At 46.6% G+C, this 17,177-nt stretch carries 17 protein-coding genes; 7 read left to right on the plus strand and 10 right to left on the minus strand.

All coding sequences use genetic code 11. From position 1 onward, the window contains the following. Positions 1–97: 97 nt before the first annotated feature. Both CDA54_RS01135 and CDA54_RS01140 read left to right on the plus strand, forming a co-directional pair. Positions 98–1,177: a sensor histidine kinase gene (locus tag CDA54_RS01135; protein ID WP_099033153.1), complete on the plus strand. Its 1,080-nt coding sequence runs from the start codon at positions 98–100 to the stop codon at positions 1,175–1,177. Continuing rightward, positions 1,167–1,985 (plus strand): LytR/AlgR family response regulator transcription factor, encoded by an 819-nt coding sequence (locus tag CDA54_RS01140; RefSeq protein ID WP_099033154.1) that lies wholly within the window; start codon positions 1,167–1,169, stop codon positions 1,983–1,985. Before CDA54_RS01135 ends, CDA54_RS01140 begins: the two co-directional genes overlap by 11 nt. Here the strand turns inward: CDA54_RS01140 and CDA54_RS01145 are convergent. From CDA54_RS01145 to CDA54_RS01170, 6 genes are all read right to left on the minus strand, one after another. After that, positions 1,979–4,102: an ATP-binding response regulator gene (locus CDA54_RS01145; protein WP_099033155.1), complete on the minus strand. Its 2,124-nt coding sequence runs from the start codon at positions 4,100–4,102 to the stop codon at positions 1,979–1,981. The two genes, CDA54_RS01140 and CDA54_RS01145, sit on opposite strands and share 7 nt — an antisense overlap. Positions 4,103–4,138: 36 nt before the next feature. After that, positions 4,139–5,203, minus strand: a complete 1,065-nt coding sequence (locus CDA54_RS01150) for an ABC transporter substrate-binding protein (protein WP_099033156.1) — start codon at positions 5,201–5,203, stop codon at positions 4,139–4,141. Between the two features lie 83 nt (positions 5,204–5,286). Then, positions 5,287–6,780 carry a methyl-accepting chemotaxis protein gene (locus tag CDA54_RS01155; protein WP_180237077.1) on the minus strand — a complete coding sequence of 498 codons (1,494 nt, stop codon included), beginning with the start codon at positions 6,778–6,780 and terminating at the stop codon, positions 5,287–5,289. Positions 6,781–6,868: 88 nt separating this feature from the next. Next, positions 6,869–7,591, minus strand: coding sequence for a substrate-binding periplasmic protein (locus CDA54_RS01160; protein ID WP_099033158.1), 723 nt, complete (start codon positions 7,589–7,591; stop codon positions 6,869–6,871). A gap of 16 nt (positions 7,592–7,607) precedes the next feature. Then, a complete protein-coding gene (locus CDA54_RS01165) occupies positions 7,608–8,288 on the minus strand; it encodes a TorF family putative porin (protein ID WP_099033159.1) in 681 nt (226 codons plus the stop codon). A gap of 257 nt (positions 8,289–8,545) precedes the next feature. Then, positions 8,546–9,553, minus strand: a complete 1,008-nt coding sequence (locus tag CDA54_RS01170; protein WP_099033160.1) for a 6-phosphofructokinase — start codon at positions 9,551–9,553, stop codon at positions 8,546–8,548. A 140-nt stretch (positions 9,554–9,693) separates the two neighbouring features. Here CDA54_RS01170 and CDA54_RS01175 point away from each other — a divergent pair, with 140 nt between their 5' ends. The 4 genes from CDA54_RS01175 (at position 9,694) to CDA54_RS01190 (ending at position 13,603) form a co-directional block, all read left to right on the plus strand. Further along, complete coding sequence (locus tag CDA54_RS01175; RefSeq protein ID WP_143452241.1) at positions 9,694–10,524, plus strand: DUF6279 family lipoprotein; 831 nt, start codon at positions 9,694–9,696, stop codon at positions 10,522–10,524. Then, the gene (gene lhgO, locus CDA54_RS01180) at positions 10,521–11,717 is read left to right on the plus strand and encodes an L-2-hydroxyglutarate oxidase (RefSeq protein ID WP_099033162.1); all 1,197 of its coding nucleotides are present in this window, start codon (positions 10,521–10,523) and stop codon (positions 11,715–11,717) included. The genes CDA54_RS01175 and lhgO overlap by 4 nt, the downstream gene beginning before the upstream one ends. A 94-nt stretch (positions 11,718–11,811) precedes the next feature. Beyond that, entirely contained in the window at positions 11,812–12,768 is a 957-nt protein-coding gene (locus CDA54_RS01185; protein ID WP_099033163.1) for a glutathione S-transferase family protein, read from the plus strand. Between the two features lies 1 nt (position 12,769). Further along, a complete protein-coding gene (locus CDA54_RS01190; RefSeq protein ID WP_229748049.1) occupies positions 12,770–13,603 on the plus strand; it encodes a pirin family protein in 834 nt (277 codons plus the stop codon). A gap of 39 nt (positions 13,604–13,642) precedes the next feature. On the opposite strand, the gene CDA54_RS01195 is transcribed toward CDA54_RS01190, so the two are convergent. Together CDA54_RS01195 and CDA54_RS01200 are read right to left on the minus strand one after the other, a co-directional pair. Further along, a complete protein-coding gene (locus CDA54_RS01195; protein ID WP_099033165.1) occupies positions 13,643–13,927 on the minus strand; it encodes a hypothetical protein in 285 nt (94 codons plus the stop codon). Continuing rightward, complete coding sequence (locus tag CDA54_RS01200) at positions 13,924–15,576, minus strand: response regulator (RefSeq protein WP_099033166.1); 1,653 nt, start codon at positions 15,574–15,576, stop codon at positions 13,924–13,926. The genes CDA54_RS01195 and CDA54_RS01200 overlap by 4 nt, the downstream gene beginning before the upstream one ends. Positions 15,577–15,747: 171 nt before the next feature. On the opposite strand from CDA54_RS01200, the gene CDA54_RS01205 reads away from it, so the two are divergent. Then, the gene (locus tag CDA54_RS01205; protein ID WP_099033167.1) at positions 15,748–16,212 is read left to right on the plus strand and encodes a VC2046/SO_2500 family protein; all 465 of its coding nucleotides are present in this window, start codon (positions 15,748–15,750) and stop codon (positions 16,210–16,212) included. 13 nt (positions 16,213–16,225) lie between these two features. Here CDA54_RS01205 and CDA54_RS01210 read toward each other — a convergent pair whose 3' ends face one another. Together CDA54_RS01210 and CDA54_RS01215 are read right to left on the minus strand one after the other, a co-directional pair. Further along, positions 16,226–16,708 carry a YchJ family protein gene (locus CDA54_RS01210; protein WP_099033168.1) on the minus strand — a complete coding sequence of 161 codons (483 nt, stop codon included), beginning with the start codon at positions 16,706–16,708 and terminating at the stop codon, positions 16,226–16,228. A gap of 36 nt (positions 16,709–16,744) precedes the next feature. Then, a complete protein-coding gene (locus CDA54_RS01215) occupies positions 16,745–17,131 on the minus strand; it encodes a hypothetical protein (protein WP_099033169.1) in 387 nt (128 codons plus the stop codon). Positions 17,132–17,177: the final 46 nt, after the last annotated feature.

Raw genomic sequence — 17,177 nt, forward strand, 5'->3', positions numbered from 1 at the left:
AATTGCGGCAGATAAGACCCGCAGCACGATAAGCTGCTTCAGAGGATTGCGCCCATGCCGTATAATCTAAAGTGTTGTTTTCCGCAGAGAGTCTCCATTGTTTCATTGGCAAAAGCTATTTGAAGATAAAGAGCGCCAGTTCTGGTTACTGCATACCGGAGGATGGACTGGTTTTGCACTGGTTTATTATCTAGGCTCATTTCTCCACGACATGCGCAGCATCTGGTTGTTTGTGATTCTGCTCAACGCTTATGCAGGCTGGCTGATTACCATTCCTTTGCGCTACACCTTCCGTCGTCTGTGGTTTCTCAAACCCTGGAAAATGGTCTTATTTGCCTTAGGATTATCCTACGTTGTGGGCGTTGTGTGGGCAGTAATCAAAAATATCAATTATTGGGAAATCTACAAGCATGGCTATCGGCCGGATGAGTGGATTTACTACTTTAGTAACAGTGTAAATTCATTCTCAATCATCGTTTGCTGGAGTGGCTTGTATTTTGGCATTAAGTACTACCAGTTAATGCAGCAGGAAAAACAAAATGCGTTGACCGCCTCTACCATGGCGCACCAGGCGCACCTCAAAATGTTGCGCTATCAGTTAAATCCACACTTTCTCTTCAATACCTTAAACGCTATTTCTACCCTGATATTGATCAAAGATAATCAGACCGCCAATGCGATGGTTTCGAGGTTAAGTGATTTTTTACGTTATTCACTGGATAAAGACCCGATTAAAAAGGTTCCTTTTGAACAGGAAATTCAGGCCATTGATCTGTATCTGGAGATCGAAAAAGTTCGTTTCGAAGACCGGCTGACGGTAACCTGGGATGTGGCGCCTGAATCGCGTAAGGCACTGGTACCAAGCCTGATACTTCAGCCACTGATAGAAAATGCGATAAAGTATGCGATCGCCAGAACGGAATCGGGAGGGTGCATCAGTATCCATGCTAAGTCTTTTGGGCAGGACCTGCTCATTGAACTGACAGACAACGGTCCAGGGGCGGATATCGTCAAAGGGCAGTTGCGCCGTAATGGGGGAGTGGGGTTGCCGAATATACGTCAGCGGTTACAGTCTTTGTATCAGAATAACTTTTCTTTTGTAATCTCCAATAACCAACCCAGCGGGGTTAAGGTCAGTATCAGAATTCCCTACGAGGTAGCTCAGGATGCAAACTAAAATCAGAACTGTCATTGTTGATGACGAACCACTCGCCAGGAAAGGATTAGCAGTGCGCTTGACTGCCTTCGAAGAAGTGGAACTGTTGCAGGAATGCAAAAATGGAAACGAAGCTGTGGATGTTATTCAGCGAATGCAGCCGGATCTGGTGTTTCTGGATATTCAGATGCCCGGCCTGAATGGGTTTCAGGTGATTCGTGAGCTGGAACAACGAATGGATAGTCTGCCGTTAATTATTTTCGTGACAGCGTATGACACTTACGCCATCAAGGCCTTTGAAGTTCATGCTCTGGATTACGTACTCAAGCCAGTAGATGAAAAACGTCTCACAGGGACCCTTGAGAAGGTTCATCAGAATATGGCGCTGAGACAGCAGGGCGAGCAGAAAGACCGGCTGGCAAGATTGGTAGCCGAGTTTACCGGTGATGATTGTGAAGAGATTCTGCGACGACTGTCAGAGGGAGAGCCGATCAGCCAGTATCCCGACATTCTGGCAATTAAAGATGGCAATGAAGTTACCCGGGTACCGGTTAATGAGATCCAGTGGATTGATGCCGCTGGCGACTATATGTGTGTTCACTCCAGGACGGGGACGCACATTATGCGCCGCACCATGAAAGAACTGGAACAGGAGCTTGATCCCAGGCGGTTTGTCAGAGTGCACCGCTCTGCTATCGCCAATATCCAGTTTGTCAGTAAATTGGTCAGTCACGTCAGCGGCGAATACCATTTAGTACTGGAAAACGGCACCGAACTCAAAGTGAGCCGAAGTCACCGGGACAGGGTCAAATCAATGATTAATCATTGATGTTCAGATTCGGTCCCGGGATTTTCCTCGTTGTTCAGTGGTATATTAATGGTAAAGGTGGTGCCTGAGCCTACCTCACTGTCACAATGGATATCACCTCCCAGTCTCTGAATCACCAGATTGTAGACAATATGTAAGCCTAGTCCGTTACCGAGTTGTTCCTTACTGGTAGAAAAGAAAGGGTCGAAAACTTGCTTGCAAACCTCTTCGGACATGCCGCGGCCATTGTCGCTGACTATAATCTGTAATGTGTCATGGTGCTGGTTGACACGGATTGTTATGGTACCGGGCTTGGTATCTTCAAAGGCATAGGTTAAAGCGTTTTCTACCAGCTGTCCGAGAATCTGGGTCAGGGCTCCCGGTGAGGAGAACATTCTGATTTCCTGTTCATATTGCCATTGAATGCGGTGCGGTGTTTGCTCTATACGCGAACGAAATGAGAGCAGGATACTGTCAATGTACTCACACAGGTTGAACCAGCGGTCCTGCTGCTTGTCGTTGTCCACGGCGACCTGCTTGAAGCTGGAAATCAGGTTGGTGGCACGTTGCAGATTCTCACTGAGCAGTTCTGCGCTTTGCATAATTTTATCGTAGGCCTGGTTGAACTCACCTTTGGTCATTTTTCCAGCCACGGCCTTGTCATGTACGGATTTGGCGATGTTTTCCAGCATAGACGATGCGGTAACACAGATACCCAAAGGAGTATTGATTTGATGGGCGACGCCCGCCACCAATCTGCCCAGCGATGCGTGTTTTTCGTTTTCCACTAATTGCCTCTGTGTGCGCCTTAATCGCTCTAGTGACTCTGTAACCTGTTTGGTTTTTGTTTCAAGTTCAGCAGTGCGCAGTGCAACTTTCTTTTCAAGCATGGCATTGAGTTGTCGCACCTCCTGTTGTGATGCCATCAATTGCGCATTGGCCTGCTCAATCTCACTGACATAGGTTTTAACCTGGTGATAGACATCGTTTAGCGCAGTAATGATGGGCGTAAATTCATTTTTTTTGCCATATTCCACCTGGTTGAGAACCACTTGTTTATTGCTTCCATAACTGATGGAATTCCTGATGGTACTCAGTACCTGATCAAAAGGACTGAACAAAGCCCGTAGAATAAAGATCATTAGTAAAATAAACCCCAGACCAATAGCACTTCCGGTCAGCAATGTAAGACGGGAGACCTTATCCACTGCCTGGCGAAGATCTGCTTTGGGAACCACCGAACCAAAAACAAAGCCTTGCTCTGTAGTTTGGTAAAACACCAGACTGTCTGTTTGTTGTAATGCAGAAATTTGGTTGATTCCTGCCTGGTGGGTGGGTTTTAACAGGGGGGCGGCCCAGGGGAGTCTGGTAATGGGCTGCATCACCAGGCTGGTATCAGCCGGATAGCTTAAGATAAGCCCGGAAGTCTGATGAAACAAAAAAGGTGCCGCATTTTTTGTTACTCTGATACTGTCAAGAAAGCGGGTTACTTGCGCCAGTGATAAGTCAGCGGTGGCGAGTCCTATGGGCTCTTGACGTGCATCAATCATTACGGCATCTACGGTCATCATTAGCGAAAATGAACCGGCACCATCGCGGTATGGCTTGGTCCAAAATGTTGCTCTGAACCCCGACTGTTTTCTGCCCCAATCATTGTTAGCTGCCAATCGATACCAGTCCTGGTTGAGATAATCGTATTCTGAAGTATTAAGATCCCAGGTGAAAATGATTTCATTCTGTTCATTCCTGAACACATAAGGTCCAAAATAACGGGCCTGATTGTCAATAGCATAAGGTTGATACCAAAGACCACCGCCCATCGCCTGTCTGAAGCTGGTAAACTTCTTTATCAGCATACTTTTAGCCAGTACACTAATTTCAGCTGGAGCAACATCATTGATATGACGTAAATGATGAAGAGATTCACCCATAATGGCCAGATTGATGACGCTGTTTTCCATCGACTGCGTGAGGCTATCTATTTTACTGATGGTGGTGTTAAATACCGCACGGATCTCACCCTGTTTAAACTCATCCAGAGCTTGTTTGTATATCAGCGTATTGAAGAGCTGCAGTGTAGAATAAGCCAACACCTCAAACAGAATAACAAATACCAAAATACGGGTTTTAATGTTCATACGCTGCCTGATGGTTGACAATATTGCCTTTTAAACTTACTGTTGCCGGGCCTTTTTCCACATATCTTTATAAATATTACGGGTTCTGGAACTCATTGGTTTCCAGAACATTTCTTCGACAAAAAACGTTTCATCACCCACCCGACCTTTTTCTGCTGCTTCTGGTTCCAGCAGTTGAGAAGTTGCACCATTGACGATAATGGAGCCATACATTTCCAGAATTCGTTTTTGAATAGGCTCACTGATTAGGAAATCCAGGAGTAAATAACTGGCCTTTAATTTGTCCTTCTCAACGTGTTTACCAATAGCCAGCGTATCCAGCCAAACCGTTTGCCCTTCTATAGGGTTCGCCAACGCCCATTTCTGACCTGCATCATTGGCGGCCGCCACGCCAAACCAGTAGTCGGTTACATAACTGAGTTGTTTCATGTTGTCGGCCTGCGGCATTCCGCCCCAGAATGAATGTGCATTCGCGACAAGTTGATTCAGTTTTGTCTGGACTTGCTGTTCGTTGAAACTGCCACTGTCCACATCATAAAACGTTTGTGGGGGGTAACCCAGCACCAGCATAGTGATATAAAGATTGGCTTCGAATTGTTCATCGGTGACGCTGTACTTACCCTTATTAGCCGGATCCCACAGCACAGCCCAGGAATCAGGAGCACTGACGATATCCTGGTTGTAGGCTAAGCCGTATGAGCCTCCGAGCAACGGCACCGAATACTTTTCACCATGGAAGTTATCGTAGGCTGCGCTGCGCAATGAGGATAAAACTTTGGGATAATGTGGTAATCGACTGAAATCAACGGGCTGCAAAACCTGAAACAGCTTGTCCTGATTCATCTTATAGTAATTGTGAGTAGGGGTAACGACGTCAGCCGTTTTCGCCCTTAACGCTTTAAAAATTTGTTCCGGGTTGGTGATATAGGGTGACAGAATATTGAGTTTGACATCCATGCCTTTATCCCTTGCATATTCTTCAAAGTCCTCTGCAAAAGGGCTAATATATCCTTCCCACTCCAGCACATTTAGCTGTGTTTTGGACCAGGCCGAATAAGATGCCAGCATCGCCAGCAAAACGCTCAGGGCAATAAGTCGCATCGATATGCTCCTCAAAAAGACGGGAGCAATTTTTCATAGCTCCCTTTGTTGAGCATCCGTGCGGTGGGGATCTTCCCTGAAAGTCAGGCTTTAAACTGCCGGGCAAGCTGACTCAGGCGTTCAGCCGTCTCGTGCATACTTTGTGAACTTTCAGTCATCTCTTCAAGTTGATGCAGACTGTCATGACCAGCACTGACGATACGGTTTACATTGTGGCTCAGCTCTTCGGCCACCGTGCTTTGTTGTTCTACAGCTGTCGCAATCTGGGTGGCCATTGAGGTAATTTCACTGGTGGAGTCGAGAATACCACTGATGGATTCGCCAGAGCTGCGGGCGTTCTCTACCGATTCTTTGCTCTGAGTCTGGCTTTGCTCCATCACAGTGACTGCTGATTTAGCGCTGCCCTGCAGTTTTTCTATGGTCTGTTGGATCTGTGAGGTGCTGTCTTGTGTCCTGGATGCAAGGGCCCTGACTTCATCGGCTACTACTGCGAACCCGCGCCCCTGATCTCCGGCACGGGCAGCCTCAATCGCTGCATTCAGCGCCAGTAAATTTGTTTGCTCGGCGATACTTCGGATTACTTCCAGCACCGTTACTATGCCTTCCACATCACTTTCCAGTGAGCCTACGACGGTGGCTGCATTCTCGAGTTGCTCTGACAGATTATTAATTGAACTCACAGAGGTACGGATAATATCCGATACTTTTTTGGCATCATCACTGACATGGTCGGCTGCATCAGCGGTGAGTTGCACATTATGTGCTATCTCTTTAGCAGAAGAAGACATTTCGGTAATGGCCGTGGCAACCTGATCGGTCTCCGATTGTTGTTTTTGCAGATGTCCGCGACCGGCTTCCGTGCCGTCATGAACACTTTGTGCATTTTTCAGAGTTTGCTCTACCACTTCCTGAATGGATAACACCAGCGTCTGAATTTTTTCCACAAATACATTAAAAGACTCAGCAACTTTACCAATCTCATCGTCTCGTTTAACTATGAGCCGTTGAGTGAGATCGCCTTCACCCCGCGCGATATTCTCAAGGGCATCGGCCACCTCAGACAAGGGGGTGATCACCAGTTTATTGAAAAGTAGATAAATAGCTGCAACCAATAAACCTGCCAAAATCAATCCCTTGACTAATGCACTGACAGCCAGGCTACTGAGTGTTTGCTGAATCGCTGTATTGTCAATGTGAACGCGAACGTTGCCAAGCTCAGTGACGCTGTTGTCTTCCTCATAACGAAGAGAAATACTGCGCGTCTCGTCGGTAGAGCTGCCCCTAGATTGCATAACTTTTTCACCAGAGTCGTTGAAGATCTCCAGTAAAGACACATCTTCTGATTGTTGCTCGGCATTAAGAATGCGCTCCATCTGGCCTTCTTCAAAGTTCCACATGGCAGCTGGTAGATTTAGTTGCAGCCTCGATTCCATCAGACTGATCTGTGTCTGCTGTCTCTGTTTTAGTCTTTTGCTTTGTACGTTGTAATCATAAATACCCAGCACCAGCACAACCACGAGAACCAGTGTTAGCGCAGCAATAACCAGCTTAAAGGATATGGACTTGGTAAACTTCATGAGCATCTCAATGTCGGAGGTTTATTCTTTCGTTACCCGGTATTCTCACCTGTAGCAGAGAAACCAGAGGAACACTTCTTTAAAAACATTAAAGATGTTTGGCCATAATGGCCTTAACATCGATTTTTTTTAGTCCTTCATTGAAGATATCGCGCCATTTTTTGCCTTCTTGAGTATTTTCAAAGGCAATATGCAGATCCTTATTGACCAACAGCCTGTCATTCATCTCTACTTTATCGGCAAGCTTTCTGAGATTTGCCTCATTGCTGAGCAGGTATTTCAGTACATTCTGGTCAATCACCGCTGCATCAATGCGTCCGGCTGCAACCTTCTGTACATTCTTATCATCCGACACCACTGCCTGTGCACTGATTCTGCCACTGGCTATTAATCCATCTAATTCGGCTGTGTTAATATAATCCTGTACCACACCCAGTTTGTACTGAGTGAGGTCACTTATTGTATTCCATTTTATGGGATTGCCTGTCTGCTGAACTAAACCCAGAGGACCTTTCCCCATAGGTTCTGAGAACACAAAATCATCCGACTCATAGGAGTACTCAGGGAAGTAACCTGCATACTTTTTGTCATCACTGGCAAGTTTTACAGCCCGGCTCCATGGGTAAAACTCGACGATCAGTTCGTGCCCCATACTGGCAAAGGCTGCCTTAGCCACAGCGACAGATGCACCCTGATTGATTAGTTTCTTGCCGGAATAGGGTGGCCACTCCAGGGATGTCAGATACAGGGTGTCAGCACGGGAAAAGCACGACAGACTTATTAACAAACTGATGATTAGTATTTTTTTCATAATTGCTTCTTCTTAATCAGAAACTGAATGTTCTGCCAACCGTTAACAACACTCTTGTATCGCCATAGGTATCCAGATCTGTGCCCTGTACGCCTAAAGCAAGATCGAATCCGGAAAGGCTATAATTGGCCATGGCTTGCCAGTGAATATAGTCATCATCACCGTCCTCCCACTGGAATTTGTCGCTATCTGTGCTGGCGGAACGATCTACACCAAGTAACAAGGACAGGTCGTCGTTGATTGGTATGCTGTGATTCAACATGACAATGTAATGCCCTGCTCCTGTGCCAAAGTAATCCCAGGCATACCAGAAGTTAAGTTCTGTATTGCCAATGGCCCATTTCATGTAAGCTTCCGCATAGTTACCTTCATCACTGTAACTGGCACCATGATAAGTGTATTGAGCAACCCCTAAATCCAGGCCAATATTGTCGTTAATGTCCTGATAAAATCCCGCATACAGATCCACTTCCAGATTAGTATCATCGCCAAAGTCAACATTAGACGCCCAGGTACCGGCATACCAACCATTTTCACCGGACCAATCCAGGCTGGCTTGCAATGCAGGTTTTTCATCCGTCTGGCTTACGCCGTTGAAAAGGTAATCGCTTGCCAGAGTGACGGTAGAAGACCATTCAGCCATGGCATTGAAAGAACATGACAAGGTGGCAAGCAAAGCAAATGATTTACAGTGCATAGTGTTGTTTCCTAAGAGATTTTCAGATTAAGTATAGTGCAGTTTTGAGTTTTGCAACTTTTTTGTCGCTGATAATGTCGGGTGACAATCAATAGATAATGAGTAACGGCAGCACTGAACTCAGGCAAATTTTAACCCCTAATACCAATAGGGATAACAGATAGACTGGGGCGAGAGACATTGACCGTCAGCTCAGATCTCCGGCTGGTGATAAAAACAGATTGACCAAAAAAAGCATATCGGGCATGCAGGGAATGCTAATAATTATTCCCGTTTTTAACTAAATCAAAGACCTGTCGCTGAATTTTAACCAGGTACGGATCCAACAACTTTGATTTGTTCCAGCTCTGCTGTAATGGCACTTCTACGAGTTGCTGGTTGCGCTCGCCAATCATGATACCGCTCTTTCCCGCTATCATGGCTTCGACGGCATAGGCGCCAAGTTTGGATGCCAGCATACGATCAAGACTGACTGGGGAGCCCCCTCTTTGTACATGTCCGAGGATCACCGGGCGGCATTCGATACCTGTGCGTGTTTGTAGTTCGTTAGCCAGATCTGTCGCACCACCTGGCCAGATATTCTCCGACATCACCATGATATAGCTACATTTTCCGCGAATTTTTTGTGCACGCCTGATATGGTCAGCGAGCTCCTGAGGGTCAGGGAGCCCATCAGGGTAAAGTTCCGGTAACAAAACTTGTTCTGCGCCTGAGCAGACTCCCGCACTGAGCCCGATAAAGCCGGCATGCCTGCCCATCACTTCAATTAAAAAAATGCGTTCAAAAGCATCCGCAGTGTCACGAACTTTGTCGATACTCTCCAGTGCAGTATCTATTGCAGTGTAATATCCGATAGTGGCGTCAGTGCCATTAATATCATTATCTATAGTGCCCGGCAGACCAATAATATTGCCTTGCCAATACCTGGATAAGTGTTCAGCACCACGAAAAGACCCATCGCCGCCAATAATGATCAGACCATCCACTTTTGCTTCGTTAAGGTTGCGTGCTGCAAGTTGTGCTCCTTCCTGGGTCGTAAAAGGCTGACAACGTGCACTTTTAAGAATGGTTCCACCGCGTTGAATGATATTGTATACATCTTCTGTATCCAGATGGCGATACTCCTGCTCCAGTAACCCATTGAAGCCGTGGCGGTATCCCAGTGGCTGAACATCAAAATAATGGCTTGCGAGGACGATAGCCCTGATCGCAGCATTCATCCCCGGGGCATCACCACCAGAGGTTAATAATGCTAGACGCTTCATCTGCTCTCCTTATAGACAAAATCGCGGGTCTTAATGTGTATTTTTAACCTGAGCCCAAACGGGAGCTGGGTAGATAGCGATCAAATCTTTATCTCTGAAGGTATAAGATAACAGGCAAGGTCCAATATCGGGTAGTGATGATGAAAAAGATTCTGGTAAGCATCGTTTTTGCTGCGTGTTTAAGTGGGTGCTCAGCAGGTTTTATGTATAACAACCTCGACTGGTTGGTGCACTGGTATATTGATGACTATGTGGAACTGAATTCAGAACAAAAAAGTGCATTTGATCGCTACATGAAAAACTGGCTGACCTGGCATCGCAGTCAGGAATTAGTTATCTATCGGGACCATTTGTCTGAGCTCAGACAGAGGATAGATAAAACGCCGTTAACACAACAACAATGGCTGAATGAGTTTGAAAGGGCGCGTGTTCATTGGTTTCGTTTATTAGATGAACTCGATGAGGACATCAGTGACCTCTCGCTGAAACTCACTGACGATCAGCTTGTATCAATTTTTGACGAACTGGAACAACAAAATCAGAAAAGAGAAAAACGTCGCCAGAACCGGGATAAGAACTGGCGACTGGATAACCTTAAAGAGGATGTTGTGCGGTGGACAGGTCCATTGTCTGAACCACAGGAACAGATGCTCAAAGTATACTCAGGACAATTGAAAGAGAATTTTGAGGACTGGATGCAATACCGGCGAAAATGGCAATCTGAGGCGAAGAATGTGCTTATGAACAGGAAGAATACGGACCAGTGGCGACAGGCCATGAGCAGTATTTTACTGAACCCGGATCAGTTCAGACACCCACAATACCGACAGAAATCCGACCATAATCGCCATATTTATGCCACGATGCTGGCGGAATTGCATGCCAGTCTGAGTGCACAGCAGAAGTCCCATTTACACAATGAAATCGGAGAGCTGATCGAAGATCTGAATGACCTGGTGGATGATACATGAATGGCTCAAAACACTTTCACCTGATCATTGCAGGGGCGGGAATCATTGGGGCTGCCACTGCCAGGGAATATCTTCTGCGATATCCGTCTCACCGCGTTCTGGTGGTTGAAAAAGAGTCGCAACCCGCCAAACACCAAAGCGGACGTAACTCCGGTGTTATCCATGCCGGCGTTTACTATCAGCCAGCTAGTCTCAAAGCAAAATATTGCCGGGAGGGATTAGAGCAGACACTGAGTTTCTGCCGTCGTCATCAGTTGCCATATTTGCAATGTGGAAAATTGATTGTGGCGACCAGTGCCGAACAAAAACAACGTCTGGAAACCCTATATAGGCAATGTCTGGATAACGATCTCAACCCACAGATGCTCAGTGCAAAAGAGCTACGAAAAAAGGAACCTGCCATAACAGGTCAGGCAGCCATGCATGTGGCACAAACGGGAATAACAGATTATGCGCTGTTGACCAGAACAATGTTGTTTCAGGCCGCTGAGTCCGGGGCCGAAATAGTGTTCAATAGTGAAGTGTCGGCTATTACAGAGACCGGTTCAGGTGTGAGTGTATTGGCTGGTAATCAGCAGTATCAAGCAGAAAAGTTCATAAATTGTAGCGGACTGTATGCCGATCAACTGATTCGGTTGCAAGGTATCAAAACCGATTTTCAGATTATTCCGTTCAGAGGTGAATATTTCCGGCTTGCAGACAAACATAATCAACTCATCAGGCATCTTATTTACCCAGTCCCTGATCCTGCTTTACCATTTTTGGGCGTACACCTGACCCGGATGATTGATGGGGGCATCACGCTTGGGCCAAATGCGGTGTTGGCAATGGCGAAAGAAGGATACAGCCGGAGCAAGGTAGATATTCAGGAGCTGAAACAAATTTTAACTTTCAGGGGGTGTTGGCTACTACTAAAACGATACTGGCGAAGTGGACTCCTGGAGCTATACAGCTCAATAAATAAACAGGCATATTTACGTCGTGTTCAGGCGTATTGCCCTGAGATTCGCAGAGCAGATTTGCTGCCTTATCGCAGTGGTGTTCGGGCTCAGGCAGTAAATCTCAAAGGAGAGCTGGTACATGACTTTAAATTTGTGCAGACAGATTTTACCTTACACCTTGGCAATGCACCGTCTCCCGCAGCCACTTCTGCCATGCCGATTGCGCGGGCTATTGTGGATAAGCTTTCTTAAAAGTAGAAAGGTTTTGTGATTTTATTATGATTTTTATCCGAATAAATTGCTGATTAAATGGATGTCATCAAATTGAGATAGCAGGAGCAAACAGATGGGGTTATTAGTAGAAGGTGAGTGGAAAGATAAATGGTATGACACTGAAAAATCTGGTGGCCGTTTTGAGCGGGAGTCATCGGGCTTCAGAAATACTATTTCAAACCAGAAAGGGAGTGAGTATCAACCCGAATCGGGCCGTTATCACTTATACGTTTCTCTGGCCTGTCCATGGGCGCACCGGACTCTGATATTCAGGAAGCTTAAAGGCCTTGAGTCTCATATTAGCGTTTCTGTAGTCAGCCCCGACATGCTGGAAAATGGCTGGGAATTTGGCGGATATGAAGATGCCACGGAAGACCATTTGTATGGACTGGACTATATGCATCAGTTGTACACCAAAGCCGATCCTGAATACAGCGGCAGGGTGACGGTGCCGGTTCTTTGGGACAAAAACAGCCAGAGTATTGTCAATAATGAATCCGCAGAGATTATTCGTATATTTAACACTGCGTTTAATGATCTGACCGGCAATACACTGGATTTCTATCCTGCTGCGCTAAGCAAACAAATAGATGGGATGAATAAAGGGGTCTATGACAAGATTAACAATGGTGTCTATAAGGCGGGTTTTGCTACGACTCAACAGGCCTATGAGGAAGCGGTAACTGAACTGTTTGCGGAGTTGGATCGACTGGATCAGCATCTTGCCGATCACCGTTATCTGATCGGAAAGCAGATAACTGAAGCGGACTGGCGGCTGTTTACCACTCTGATTCGCTTTGATGCCGTCTATGTAGGCCATTTTAAATGTAATCATCAGCGCATTGAAGATTATGCCAATCTCAGTGGTTACCTTCGTGAGCTTTATCAATATCCCGGGGTGAAAGAGACGATCAATCTCAACCATATCAAACGACACTACTATTTCAGTCATAAGAATATTAACCCGACTCAGGTCATCCCCAGCGGGCCGAGACTGAATCTGGAAAGGGCCCATGGCAGAGGAGCGTAGCATGGATCGACAAATTATCCGAAAAGTACGTGGGGTTCAAACCAGCGATGGTGCCGGAGTGGCGCTTACCCGAATTATCGGACAGCCGGGGTTGCCCCGACTCGATCCCTTCCTGATGCTGGATGAGTTTGGTTCAGAACGCCCTGATGACTATCTGGCTGGTTTTCCGCCACATCCGCACCGTGGTTTTCAGACGGTGACTTACATGCTGCAGGGTAAGATGGGACACAAAGACTCAGTGGGTAACGAGGGCGTCATTGAATCTGGCGGACTGCAATGGATGAATGCCGGCAGCGGTATAATTCATGAAGAGATGCCACAACAAACAGAGGGCTTGCTCAGAGGCTTTCAGCTATGGGTAAATCTTCCTGCCAGTGAGAAAATGTCGGCGCCGGCCTATCAGGATATTCCGGCCAGTAAGGTACCGGAGTTCAGCCTCCAGGATGGCATTAAAGTGCGTTTACTGGCAGGAAATCTGAACCAACATCAGGGGCCAGTGACAACGCAGGCTGTCTCGCCATTGTTTCTGGACCTTCAGGCCGTTACACCGGGTAATGTTTGCATACCGGTTGAACGTGGACACAATGCATTTGTGTATTGCTACCAGGGAAATGTTCAATCAGGCGGTCAATCATTGAGTCAGGGGGAACTGGGTGTATTGGGGGAGGGGAACACCCTGTCGATGTCATTGCAGGCAGACTCCCGTCTGATCCTGGTTGCTGCCCTTCCCATCGGTGAACCAGTGGTTCAGTACGGCCCTTTTGTTATGAATAGTCAGGAGCAAATTAATCAGGCCCTGCAAGACTATCAGCAGGGCACTTTGGTAAGGAAGTAACAGTTAATGTTATGAAGTCTGGCCGCTTTTGATGGGCGGCTATTCTTTTTTGGTAGCCTTACTCTCACCAATAGGGGTTTCATTACCCTTACAGATCGTGTCGTACTGATCCCGATAGTATCTCAGATCCAGACAGGCTTCTTCGTAACGTTTTCTGGCGGTGAGTGCTTGTTGCGGGTGGTTTTTATTCATCATAATTTTTCGCCACTCGGCGCATTGCTGTTCCTGCTGTTTGACTTCAAGAATCTTTTCGCAAGGGTTGTCTGTGCTGCTGCATGCATGTAGCAATGGCAGTAAAAAAGTCACAGCGAGAAGAGGTTTCATGTGCGCTCCAGGAGGTTTATGACATCATCCCTGATGTTATTGAATTTCGCTTGATGAGTATCAGATAATCTCATAGCATCAAGCATTCTGAATGTCTGTCGGCATTTTACCATTAATTCCGCATCGGTCCTGCCCACCTTTTCCTGCAATTTTAGCAGGCATTGCAATAAGTTGATTGCAACACCCGTATTCATGGGGGCCAATTCCTGAGCAGAGGAAAAAGCATCATAGGCTCCCTGGTACTGGCCCTGAGAATATTTCTTAAGCCCTTCCCGGTTATGCTTGTTATATTGTTGTTTTACCTTATTGGTTCGATCTTCTGTTTTATTGATCAGATACTTCAGGTTGGCGTCAATCCGGACATCACTCTGTTTGAGTTCAGCCAGTAAATCCGCTAATTCTTCAAATTCGCCCAGATCACACATCAAATCGATAGAATCAGGGGCCATTGTCATTGGGTAGTGTTCGAACTTACTGCGTAACTGATACTGGGTTTCGTTGAGCAGGCGTTTGGCTTCGATCAGTTTACCGTCAATATAATTGATTCGTGCTCCCACAAGATCTTCATATACTGCGTAGTCAAAGGTTTCCTTTGTACGGGTTAATAACTCGTCACTTCGGTTGCGTTGCAAAACTAACATGGCTTCTTGCTGGAACTTATTTTTCTGGCGTTTATCTTCGGCTTTTTCTGCAGCGTCCAGAATGCTTCGTACATAGTTACACAGATGCAATACGCTGCGATGAGCGGACTTCTTACTCTGCTCCAGTATGGCCTGGCAACAATTTTTGGCCATTTCATAATCACCTGCCAACCTGGCGATCTCACAGCCCAGAAACTGTCGGGTTAAAGAGTAGGGTGCCATAGCAAGGGCTTTTTTGATCGAATCCAGTGCTTCTTCAAGTGACTCAGTCTGCATATGAGCCTGAGCGAGCAGATCCAGACCATCCACCATAAACAAGCGCTGCATGCAGATTTTCCGGGCAAAAAACATGGCCTTTTTGGTGTTATTCATCAACAGATGGGTTCTGGCCAGCGCTATTGTTACCCAGGGAAGAGCTTTGGACTGTGACAGTGATTCAAGTAAGTTGAGGGCTTCTTCATAACGGTGCTCACGCCAGAGCAGGTCGGTGAGCACTGCAGCACAGGCGCGACTGTACTTTTTATGACTGCCTATAAGAGAGCGACAAGCTGAAATCGCACCGTCATTGTCACCATTCATAGCCTTATCGAAAACATGACGCAAGGAAATACGCTTGTGATACGCCTTGGCAATGCGATTGTGTAACTGAGCCTGTGAGAATGGCTTGATAATATAATCATCGGGCTGCTTTTCTATACTGCCCAATACCATAGGACGGTCACTGTCAGCACTGACCATGATGTAGACCGTCGTCGGACGTATTAGCTTGCGGATCCGCAGCTCCTCAAGAAGCTGATATCCATTTTTCTTATCACTGCCTAAATGCAAATCAGAGATAATGATGTCAAACTTTTCATGCCGACAGGCTGCAATGGCAGATTCTCCGTTTTGCACTACCACCACAGACTGTGCGCCGAGGTTATTCATGATCCCCCGTAACAGGATCAGAAAAGGTCGCTGGTCGTCGACAACAAGAACACGTTTATTGTGGTAGGACAGGGTCGCCATGAAAAATGCAGCTACGTCTTTTTAAGATCAATCACTTGCACCATCTTCTTTGAATATGACGGTGAAAGCAAGGTTATAAAAACCAGAGTGGTACTGGCCACGCTCAGGTTAAGAATTTGGCGATTGTTACGATAACAACAGTGTATCTGGCATTGATAGTGATAATCGTATATGCAGCCCATTTATCTTGATCGTGAACTTAATGGCAGCCTGAATAAAGCGGCAAGCGGGGGCGCAGGGGCGACGTTTGCCTTAGTACTGGCTATGTTGCAGCAGGATCTGCTGGACAGGCCCCGATTGTCAGAGTCATCGAAGGAAGTACAACACACACCTGTACTGCCCGATAAAGCGCCTGAGATCCCCCTTAAAGCGGAATCACAGCATTGGCAATTTGAAGCGCAGCACGCCGGTTATGTACACCAAAAGCAACTCACTTCCGCCAGATTATGGCATTGCCTGCATCCCGGTCCTTTATCGGTGTTTAACGATAGTAAAAGGCTGGATGATGATGTTGTAGAAAACACCAGCTGGTATTGTCGTGAGAAATTAAAAGGGACTAATAGTCAGCTTATCGAGACAGATGAAACCGGACTACTGGAGGTGATTGAAAAAGCCCGGGACTATCAGGCAGCCTGATTGCCAAGGCCTGTCATGCGCCGCAACAATGTTTGGCTTTGCGACCGCTACCACATAAACAGGGTTGATTTCGCTTCCATTTCACTGGTCCGGAATCTGCCATGATCTCGCCCTGTTCGTACAACCAACGGCCATCTGTCTGACAAAACTCAGAGTACTCATGGTGTTTTATCAATTTTTTCTGACGGCCAGCCAGGTCGACAGCGTAGGCACAAAACTCTACTGTAGCGCTGTTGGATGAAATGTTCTGGCTTTTTATCACATCCAGTCTGAGCCATTTGGTAGCCGCTAAATCTTGTTCCAGCTCCTCGCGACTGGCTTTTGCCGGCAACAGGGTTTGCGTCATAACCAGGTAATCTACATGGCCCCGGGCAAACGCCGTGTAGCGAGAGCGCATAAGTTGCTCTGCAGTATCAGCCTGGCTCTCACCACGATGCAGGGCGCCACAACAATCCTGATAATCCCGTTGTTCGCCACAATCACAAAGATCTTTCATTTCTGATAGACGTCTACAATGTTCATTACCGACATTCTACCATGGCCCGTAAACCAGAGTGTTGTTCTCTGCATTTTGGCGGTTCAGATTAACCAGTATTACATCCATCTGCTTACACAGCTGTAGCAGTCGTTTTCTGCGAACCTCATCGAGAACCAGATTCTCGACAAATATGGTACCGGCTTGTCCACCCACAATGAGTTTCTCCAGCCAGATAAAAGTTGTCTCTGCATCAGGGCGTGGCAGCGCAATCTTATGTCCGCCCTGGCGTTTAAAGCGTAACTGATTAGCTAGTAAATAGACCCATTTCTCACTCTGCTGGCGATGTTTGAGTATGCTGCACAATTGCGCACCCTGATAGACAGAGAGATCGACTAATCCCGCTTGCATGTGGTTTGTAGAGAGAGCCTTGATGACTTCCATAGCATTACCTTGTTTATTTATACAGTGGTTGTGCAAACAGTAGTAC

Origin of the sequence: Lacimicrobium alkaliphilum, from assembly GCF_002591895.1 — a bacterium.
GTDB lineage: Bacteria > Pseudomonadota > Gammaproteobacteria > Enterobacterales > Alteromonadaceae > Lacimicrobium > Lacimicrobium alkaliphilum.

Bases quoted from the DNA above. Each gene is read 5' to 3' on its own strand.
- CDA54_RS01175 (WP_143452241.1), top strand. From the start codon at position 9,694: ATGAAAAAGATTCTGGTAAGCATCGTTTTTGCTGCGTGTTTAAGTGGG.
- CDA54_RS01210 (WP_099033168.1), bottom strand. From the start codon at position 16,708: ATGAAAGATCTTTGTGATTGTGGCGAACAACGGGATTATCAGGATTGT.
- CDA54_RS01155 (WP_180237077.1), bottom strand. From the start codon at position 6,780: ATGAAGTTTACCAAGTCCATATCCTTTAAGCTGGTTATTGCTGCGCTA.
- CDA54_RS01140 (WP_099033154.1), top strand. From the start codon at position 1,167: ATGCAAACTAAAATCAGAACTGTCATTGTTGATGACGAACCACTCGCC.
- CDA54_RS01185 (WP_099033163.1), top strand. From the start codon at position 11,812: ATGGGGTTATTAGTAGAAGGTGAGTGGAAAGATAAATGGTATGACACT.
- CDA54_RS01165 (WP_099033159.1), bottom strand. From the start codon at position 8,288: ATGCACTGTAAATCATTTGCTTTGCTTGCCACCTTGTCATGTTCTTTC.
- CDA54_RS01170 (WP_099033160.1), bottom strand. From the start codon at position 9,553: ATGAAGCGTCTAGCATTATTAACCTCTGGTGGTGATGCCCCGGGGATG.
- CDA54_RS01195 (WP_099033165.1), bottom strand. From the start codon at position 13,927: ATGAAACCTCTTCTCGCTGTGACTTTTTTACTGCCATTGCTACATGCA.
- CDA54_RS01200 (WP_099033166.1), bottom strand. From the start codon at position 15,576: ATGGCGACCCTGTCCTACCACAATAAACGTGTTCTTGTTGTCGACGAC.
- CDA54_RS01190 (WP_229748049.1), top strand. From the start codon at position 12,770: ATGGATCGACAAATTATCCGAAAAGTACGTGGGGTTCAAACCAGCGAT.
- CDA54_RS01205 (WP_099033167.1), top strand. From the start codon at position 15,748: ATGCAGCCCATTTATCTTGATCGTGAACTTAATGGCAGCCTGAATAAA.
- CDA54_RS01150 (WP_099033156.1), bottom strand. From the start codon at position 5,203: ATGCGACTTATTGCCCTGAGCGTTTTGCTGGCGATGCTGGCATCTTAT.
- CDA54_RS01160 (WP_099033158.1), bottom strand. From the start codon at position 7,591: ATGAAAAAAATACTAATCATCAGTTTGTTAATAAGTCTGTCGTGCTTT.
- CDA54_RS01215 (WP_099033169.1), bottom strand. From the start codon at position 17,131: ATGGAAGTCATCAAGGCTCTCTCTACAAACCACATGCAAGCGGGATTA.
- CDA54_RS01145 (WP_099033155.1), bottom strand. From the start codon at position 4,102: ATGAACATTAAAACCCGTATTTTGGTATTTGTTATTCTGTTTGAGGTG.
- lhgO (WP_099033162.1), top strand. From the start codon at position 10,521: ATGAATGGCTCAAAACACTTTCACCTGATCATTGCAGGGGCGGGAATC.